At 48.4% G+C, this 6,053-nt stretch carries 1 protein-coding gene, 1 tRNA gene, 2 rRNA genes and 1 pseudogene; 2 read left to right on the top strand and 3 right to left on the bottom strand.

Going from position 1 to position 6,053, the window contains the following annotated elements; all coding sequences use genetic code 11:
* The first annotated feature begins 4 nt into the window (after positions 1-4).
* Complete coding sequence (locus tag A8140_RS15650; protein WP_418369046.1) at positions 5-958, top strand: uroporphyrinogen-III C-methyltransferase; 954 nt, start codon at positions 5-7, stop codon at positions 956-958.
* Positions 958-2,135 (top strand): annotated as a pseudogene (locus A8140_RS15655) (heme biosynthesis HemY N-terminal domain-containing protein). Before A8140_RS15650 ends, A8140_RS15655 begins: the two are co-directional and overlap by 1 nt.
* A gap of 844 nt (positions 2,136-2,979) precedes the next feature.
* Here the strand turns inward: A8140_RS15655 and A8140_RS15660 are convergent.
* The 3 genes from A8140_RS15660 to A8140_RS00005 all read right to left on the bottom strand — a co-directional run bounded on the left by A8140_RS15660 (position 2,980) and on the right by A8140_RS00005 (position 6,053).
* Positions 2,980-3,070 (bottom strand) — tRNA-Ser (locus A8140_RS15660).
* 84 nt (positions 3,071-3,154) lie between these two features.
* A 5S ribosomal RNA gene (gene rrf, locus A8140_RS15665) occupies positions 3,155-3,271 on the bottom strand.
* An 87-nt stretch (positions 3,272-3,358) separates the two neighbouring features.
* A 23S ribosomal RNA gene (locus A8140_RS00005) occupies positions 3,359-6,053 on the bottom strand.

The raw sequence follows: 6,053 nt of genomic DNA on the forward strand, positions 1-6,053 counted from the left end.
CAAAATGCTTGAGCAGCAATCTGAATACCAAACTCAGATCGCTCAGCTGCAAAGCCAACTGGAGCAAGCTCAATCAGCAATGAAGCAAGAGCTTAGCCAAGTAAAAGAAGAAACCATTGAAAAAGCGACCACAGTCACTCACAAAGCAGAAGTGGTACTGGGTCAGCAACAAAAGAGCATCGAAAGCCTGCAACTGGCAGTCGCTGATGTGAAAGGTCGTCGTCCAAACGACTGGTTACTGGCAGAAGCTGACTACCTAGTAAAACTGGCAGGTCGTAAATTGTTCCTAGAGCACGACGTAGAAAGTGCTACTCAATTGATGGAAAGCGCGGACCAACGTATCGCAGCGCTGAACGACCCAAGCTTGGTCGGTCTGCGTAAAGCCATGGCAAACGACATTACTAAGCTGCGTGTTGTTCCTTTAATAGACCGTGATGGCTTGGTATTGCGCCTCACTGCACTACAACAGCAAGTAGACAAACTGCCACTTGCGAATGCTTTACTACCTGAAGCAGCTGCGGTAGAGAAACAACAAGTGTCTGAAGACATTGCAAACTGGCAAGATAACCCTGATGACGTCATTGAAAGACTTCTCAAAAACTTCATCACCTTCCGCACTCGTGACGGCAACGTAATCCCTCTATTGTCACCACAACAACACTTCTACTTGAAAGAGAACATCAAAGCGAAGTTAGAGACGGCAATTAAAGCGGTTTATCAAGAGCAAGGTGAAATCTACGCCACCTCTTTGGAAACAGCAGACAAGTGGGCAATGGCATTCTTCAACCAAGACGACAACTCGGTGAAAGAATTCAACAAAACACTGAGTCAACTGAGCAAGCAAGACATTCAAGTTGAATACCCTGCGAAGCTAGAAAGCCAAAACCAACTCTCTGACGTGATTCGTGAACGCCTACGTCGTGAAGTGACCACAATGACAGGTACGGAGGATAAGTAATGGTTCGTCTTATTTTCCTATTTGTTGTTCTTGGTGCCGTCTGTTCGTTGGCACTCAATTCTCAGGTCAGCAAGGTTACGTCCTGATCTCAATTGCCAACAAAACCATTGAGATGAGTGTAACCACTCTAGTGATCTTCGTGATTGCTGCCTTGGCGGCGCTGTTCTTCCTAGAATACGTGGTCAAGAAAGTGGTTTATGCAAGCTCAAGCACTTGGAACTACTTTAGTGTGCGCAAAATGCGGCGCTCTCGTCGCTATACCAACGAAGGCATCATCAAGCTACTTGAAGGTGACTGGAAAGGCGCAGAGAAGAAAGTAACACGCTGGGCAAACCACCACGATATGCCTCTTCTGTGTTACTTAGTGGCTTCAGAAGCTGCGCAAGGTCAAGGTGACAAAGCGAAGCGTGACCAGTACCTAGAACTGGCAAGCCAGCAAGCAAACGCGCACCTAGCGGTAGAGTTGACTCGCGCGAAACAGCTCATTCGTGATAACGAATTCGAATCTGCATTCGATACACTGCAAGCACTGAAAGGTCAGTACGCGAATAACTCGATTGTTCTTAACCTGCTAAAAACCACTTACATGCAGCTTAAGCTATGGCAACCGCTGATCGATCTGATGCCTCAACTAAGCAAAGCAAACTGGTAACGGAGAAGAACAAGCGGAACTGATTCAGAAAGCACAATGCGGCTTGCTACACGAAGTGGCTCAGCAGCAAGGCAGTGAAGTCTTATCTCACACTGGAACGGGCTGCCGCGTAAGGTAAAAAGAGACGCTCATTTGATCGGTTGTTTTGCTCACGAGCTCATCTCACGTAAAGCAGATAACGAAGCATTCACAGTAATCAAAGAAGCACTGAAGAAGAGCCCAACACCAGAGCTCTACCAATTACTGCCAGAGCTAAACCTGCCGGATAGCCACCCAGCCATCATATTCTTGGAAGGTGTCTTGAGGCGTGAACCAGAAAACGCAGCGGCGCAAAGTGCATTAGCGCACTTCTTCTTCCGCCAGGAAAAATGGCAAGAAGCGCAAGAGCACTTCGAGGTTGCGCTAAAACTTCGCTCAGACGTTTCTGACTATGCTTACCTAGCAGACACACTAGAGAAGCAAAACCTAACAAAAGCGGCTCACGAGGTCTCTCGTAAAGCGCTAACGCTAGTTCAAAACAACTAAGCGACCCAGAAAGCAGAAAGCCGACAGTTTACTGTCGGCTTTTTTATTGCCTACAATTTTTCATGCCCTATCATCGTACGACTGACTCCCCCAAGAGCAGAGTTCCCTCTACTGACTGCACCTGATTAGAAATAATCGTCAAAGCTTATGTCGTTCATTCCAAGCTGCTCTTCTTCGTGTCACTAAGAAGCACGTGAAGCAACCGCAATCACTTTCTGCAAGACATAACGATTGGTTTTAAATGGTTAGGAGGGAAAGTCTCCTTCAAGAGCACAGTAAAGCGTAGTGATGACCAAAGAAGTAACTAGGAGTAATGTTATGCACTTATTCGATGTGAGAGCCCCATACTGCGCTTGGATAGCGTTTGTTAATAAAAGATAAAGCAAATCGACAGCAAGTATCAGAAGGCGTTCAGACGCTCTAATACACATGATTGCTACAGGTGAGTAGAAACGCTCTTTTGTTAAAAGAAACACTGCGTCGATATAGAGAGGAATAATAAGGGGAAAGTTCAATCACTTTCGCTAGAGGGCAGTTTCTATAACCCTACAAGGCAAAGAAAATAGAAAGCCTCAAGGTACGGCTAAACCCTGGACAGCTTATTGAGTGGAGAGCAGCAGCGCTAGTTTGGAACTGCACTCGGTTAGGAAGTCACTTCATTTATTTACCAGCACTAGAAACGACGAAAACCGTTGGTTTCTCAACAGGCTTTCTTTGTAGTGACTGAGTTCGAGGACGACTAACCCTAAGTCGCGACTGACTTGAGATTTAATGCAAATCCCGTCTAATTCTCAAACGTCAGAAATGAAAAAGCCTCGCTATTTCTAGCGAGGCTTCTTAATAGTGGCGGAGAGATAGGGATTTGAACCCTAGATACGCTATTAACGTATGCCGGTTTTCAAGACCGGTGCTTTCAACCACTCAGCCATCTCTCCACAAATTGTTACTAAAATTTAGTCTTACACTAATGATGCTAATTCTTAGTTTTGCCTTTAGATCTATCTAAAAGCGATATTAAAGCCTGGCGATGTCCTACTCTCACATGGGGAAGCCCCACACTACCATCGGCGCTAATTCGTTTCACTTCTGAGTTCGGAATGGAAGTCAGGTGGGTCCAAATCGCTATGGTCGCCAAGCAAATTCTTTAATTCGGAAAGCTGTTTCAGTTCTTACACATTCAATTTGTTCTTGCTTTGAGTCCATCAAAACCCCTTGGGTGTTGTATGGTTAAGCCTCACGGGCAATTAGTACAGGTTAGCTCAACGCCTCACAACGCTTACACACCCTGCCTATCAACGTTCTAGTCTCGAACAACCCTTTAGGATACTTAAAGTATCAGGGAAGACTCATCTCAGGGCTCGCTTCCCGCTTAGATGCTTTCAGCGGTTATCGATTCCGAACTTAGCTACCGGGCAATGCGTCTGGCGACACAACCCGAACACCAGAGGTTCGTCCACTCCGGTCCTCTCGTACTAGGAGCAGCCCCCTTCAATCTTCCAACGCCCACGGCAGATAGGGACCGAACTGTCTCACGACGTTCTAAACCCAGCTCGCGTACCACTTTAAATGGCGAACAGCCATACCCTTGGGACCGACTTCAGCCCCAGGATGTGATGAGCCGACATCGAGGTGCCAAACACCGCCGTCGATATGAACTCTTGGGCGGTATCAGCCTGTTATCCCCGGAGTACCTTTTATCCGTTGAGCGATGGCCCTTCCATTCAGAACCACCGGATCACTATGACTGGCTTTCGCACCTGCTCGAATTGTCATTCTCGCAGTCAAGCGGGCTTATGCCATTGCACTAACCTCACGATGTCCAACCGTGATTAGCCCACCTTCGTGCTCCTCCGTTACGCTTTGGGAGGAGACCGCCCCAGTCAAACTACCCACCAGGCACTGTCCGCAACCCCGATAAGGGGTCGACGTTAGAACATCAACACTACAAGGGTGGTATTTCAAGGACGGCTCCACTAATACTGGCGTACTAGTTTCAAAGCCTCCCACCTATCCTACACATGTAGGGTCAATGTTCAGTGCCAAGCTGTAGTAAAGGTTCACGGGGTCTTCCGTCTAGCCGCGGGTACACTGCATCTTCACAGCGATTTCAATTTCACTGAGTCTCGGGTGGAGACAGCGTGGCCATCATTACGCCATTCGTGCAGGTCGGAACTTACCCGACAAGGAATTTCGCTACCTTAGGACCGTTATAGTTACGGCCGCCGTTTACCGGGGCTTCGATCAAGAGCTTCGACCGAAGTCTAACCCCATCAATTAACCTTCCGGCACCGGGCAGGCGTCACACCGTATACGTCATCTTACGATTTTGCACAGTGCTGTGTTTTTAATAAACAGTTGCAGCCACCTGGTATCTGCGACTCTCAATAGCTCCATCCGCAAGGGACTTCACCGTCGAGAGCGTACCTTCTCCCGAAGTTACGGTACCATTTTGCCTAGTTTTCACCCGAGTTCTCTCAAGCGCCTTGGTATTCTCTACCGACCACCTGTGTCGGTTTGGGGTACGATTCCTTACAATCTGAAGCTTAGAGGCTTTTCCTGGAAGCATGGCATCAATGACTTCACTACCGTAGTAGCTCGACGTCGTGTCTCAGCCTTAAGAGAAACCGGATTTACCTAATCTCTCAGCCTACGCACTTGAACCTGGACAACCGTCGCCAGGCCCACCTAGCCTTCTCCGTCCCCCCATCGCAATTGTAAGAAGTACGGGAATATTAACCCGTTTCCCATCGACTACGCCTTTCGGCCTCGCCTTAGGGGTCGACTTACCCTGCCCCGATTAACGTTGGACAGGAACCCTTGGTCTTCCGGCGAGGGGGTTTTCACCCCCTTTATCGTTACTCATGTCAGCATTCGCACTTCTGATACGTCCAGCATGCGTTACCACACACACTTCAACCGCTTACAGAACGCTCCCCTACCCAATGCACTAAAGTGCATTGCCGCAGCTTCGGTTTACTACTTAGCCCCGTTACATCTTCCGCGCAGGCCGACTCGACCAGTGAGCTATTACGCTTTCTTTAAATGATGGCTGCTTCTAAGCCAACATCCTGGCTGTCTGAGCCTTCCCACATCGTTTCCCACTTAGTAGTAATTTGGGACCTTAGCTGGCGGTCTGGGTTGTTTCCCTCTCCACGACGGACGTTAGCACCCGCCGTGTGTCTCCCGGATAGTACTTACTGGTATTCGGAGTTTGCAAAGGGTTGGTAAGTCGGGATGACCCCCTAGCCTTAACAGTGCTCTACCCCCAGTAGTATTCGTCCGAGGCGCTACCTAAATAGCTTTCGGGGAGAACCAGCTATCTCCAGGTTTGATTGGCCTTTCACCCCTAGCCACAAGTCATCCGCTAATTTTTCAACATTAGTCGGTTCGGTCCTCCAGTTGATGTTACTCAACCTTCAACCTGCCCATGGCTAGATCACCTGGTTTCGGGTCTATATCCAGAGACTGAACGCCCAGTTAAGACTCGGTTTCCCTACGGCTCCCCTAGATGGTTAACCTTGCCACTGAATATAAGTCGCTGACCCATTATACAAAAAAGGTACGCAGTCACACCACGAAGGTGCTCCTACTGCTTGTACGTACACGGTTTCAGGTTCTATTTCACTCCCCTCACAGGGGTTCTTTTCGCCTTTCCCTCACGGTACTGGTTCACTATCGGTCAGTCAGTAGTATTTAGCCTTGGAGGATGGTCCCCCCATATTCAGACAGGATATCACGTGTCCCGCCCTACTCGATTTCACTTTAAATGCGTTGCCGGTTACGGGGCTATCACCCTGTATCGCACAACTTTCCAGAAGTTTCACCTGACGCATAAAAAGCTTAAGGGCTAATCCAATTTCGCTCGCCGCTACTTTCGGAATCTCGGTTGATTTCTTTTCCTCGGGGTACTTAGATGTT

Origin of the sequence: Vibrio campbellii CAIM 519 = NBRC 15631 = ATCC 25920 (assembly GCF_002163755.1) — a bacterium.
In the GTDB taxonomy this organism is placed as follows: domain Bacteria; phylum Pseudomonadota; class Gammaproteobacteria; order Enterobacterales; family Vibrionaceae; genus Vibrio; species Vibrio campbellii.